Origin of the sequence: Microbacterium sp. (assembly GCF_031178525.1) — a bacterium.
Lineage (GTDB): Bacteria > Actinomycetota > Actinomycetes > Actinomycetales > Microbacteriaceae > Microbacterium.
The window spans coordinates 1-2392 of record NZ_JAPSJA010000333.1 but is presented as its reverse complement, the minus strand read 5'-3'; the positions used below and the strand labels follow the sequence as shown (position 1 = coordinate 2392).

Below are 2392 nucleotides of genomic sequence, written 5' to 3'. Positions count from 1 at the left end.
CAGGAGGCCCCGGCGCAGGAGGCCCCCGCTCAGGAGGCCCCGGCGCAGGAGGCCCCCGCCGCGCCCGCTCCGGCGCAGCAGGCTCCGGCTGCCGCTCCCGCCCAGGAGGCGCCGAAGGCGGAGCCGTCCGCGCCGTCGGCCGACGACGACAAGGTGTACGTGACGCCGCTGGTGCGGCGCCTTGCGGCGCAGAACGGCGTCGACCTGGCGTCGGTGACCGGCACGGGCGTCGGCGGTCGCATCCGCAAGGAGGACGTGCTGAAGGCCGCCGAGGCGGCCTCTGCTCCGGCCGCTGCGGGCACCTCCGCCCCGACGCAGTCGGCTCCCGCCACGAAGCTCGAGGTCTCGGAGCTGCGCGGCACGACGCAGCCGATGTCGCGCCTGCGCAAGGTGCTCGCATCGCGCGCAGTCGAGTCGATGCAGTCGACCGCTCAGCTCACCACCGTCGTCGAGGTCGACGTCACGAAGCTCTCGAGCTTCCGTGACCAGATGAAGGGCGAGTTCCAGTCGAAGACCGGCGACAAGCTGTCGTTCCTGCCGTTCTTCGCCCTTGCGGCCGCCGAGGCGCTGCAGGCGTACCCCATCATCAACTCGACGCTCGACGGCGAGAACATCGTGTACCCGCCGAGCGAGAACCTCTCGATCGCGGTCGACACGCCGCGTGGCCTGCTCACGCCGGTCGTCCGCGACGCGGGCTCGAAGAACCTCGCGCAGATCGCGCACGAGATCGCCGACCTGGCGGCCCGCACGCGCGACAACAAGCTGAAGCCCGATGAGCTCGCCGGCGGCACGTTCACGCTGACCAACACCGGGTCGCGCGGCGCGCTGTTCGACACGCCCGTCGTGTTCCTGCCGCAGTCGGCGATCCTCGGCACGGGCATCGTCTACAAGCGTCCCGGCGTCGTGAAGGTCGACGGCGTCGAGGCGATCGGCATCCGTTCGTACGTCTACCTCGCGCTGTCGTACGACCACCGCACGATCGACGGCGCCGACGCGGCGCGCTTCCTGAGCGCCGTCAAGTCGCGCCTCGAGGAGGCCGCGTTCCAGGGCGACCTCGGCATCTGATCGCTCGATCTCGAAAGGGCTCGGCCCGGCGTCTCGCCGGTCCGGGCCCTTTCGGCGTTCGCGGTCACCCGGACTCGGGCAGCGCCTGCGCGCTGCGCAGCAGCCACCTCTCCCCCGGCCGGATCAGCTGCAGCAGCACGGTCCCGCCCGTGCGGGACGGATCCTCCAGCCGGAAGACCGCGACGTCGCCGTAGTCGTCGAGCAGCACGGGTTCGCCGGCCGCGGCGATCCGGAGCACCGCGTCGGGCAGCGGCTCCGCGGCCTCGTCCCGCACCCCCGCGCACAGCGGATCTGCATGTGCCGCACATTCCGCAACGGCTCTCGTCAGCCGGATCGCCGCGTTCCGGGCATCCTCGGGGCCGGGCGATGCGGTCGGCGTCGGCGCGGGCGGGGTCGGGGCGGGCGGGGCGGGTGCGGGAGTGGCCGCCGCCGATGGGCCTGGCCTCGTGACCTCGCGCGCGTGCGCATCCGCAGGCTCGGGGTCCGACGGCCACAGTAGGCCCACGGCGATCACGGCGGCGGCCGCCGCCGCACCCGCCAGCAGCGGCAGGCGACGCCCGCCGGTGAGGGCGCTCCGTGCGGCCGCGCGAGCGCGGTCGACCGCATCGCCCATCGTCTCGGCGAACGACGCGTCCGTGAACCGCTCGAGCAGACCGACGAGCCCCGCGCTCTCGGGCGCGCGCATGAGCACGTCGTCGAGCGCATCGGCAGGGGCCGTCGTCCGCTCCGCCGAGCGGGCGCTCGTCCGCTCGATCGGCCGCGGCGCGCAGGCCTCGAACAGCGCGTCCTCGAGCGGCTCCAGCGCGCGGCGCAGTCGCCGAGGCCGCTGCAGCGCGTCGCGTGCCTGTTCGATCAGGCGCAGCAGCATGCGGTCCTTGGTGTGGACGAGGGCCTGGCCGAGCAGCGCGTCCGCCTCTCCCGCCACGGGGCCGCCATCCTCCGCGCGGGCGAACAGCGGGCGCCCGTCGTCATCGAGCCACCAGCGCCCGACCGGCGCATCCTCCTCGGGCGGCACGTCGTCCCACGCCTCGCGGGTGCCGCGCAGCAGGCTCACGACGAGCGTGACGAGCTCACCGCCGCACAGCGGCCGGGACCCCGCCGCGCGTGCATCGAGCAGCCGTGCGACCGGTTCGCGGCACCACGGCAGCTCGAGATCGTGCCCCTCCGCGCGGCGCACGACATCGGTCGGGGCGAGGAGATGCTGCGGCGGCGCGGAGCGGCCGAGGAAGACACGGTCGGCGACGGCAGCAGCGTCGGCGAGCACCACGCGTCGCTCCCCCGCGGCCGCGAGCACGCCTTCGAGCGGAGCGTGCGGCGGAGCGACCCG

Annotated in this window: 2 protein-coding genes; one reads left to right on the top strand and one right to left on the bottom strand. The window is 74.6% G+C overall.

Annotated features, from left to right (window positions below):
• The coding region (gene sucB / locus RIF89_RS13995; RefSeq protein WP_309069692.1) for a 2-oxoglutarate dehydrogenase, E2 component, dihydrolipoamide succinyltransferase at nt 1-1065 on the top strand (1065 nt) is incomplete at its 5' end.
• A gap of 64 nt (nt 1066-1129) precedes the next feature.
• Here the strand turns inward: sucB and RIF89_RS13990 are convergent.
• On the bottom strand, nt 1130-2392 hold a 1263-nt coding region (locus RIF89_RS13990; RefSeq protein WP_309069691.1), incomplete at its 5' end, for a hypothetical protein.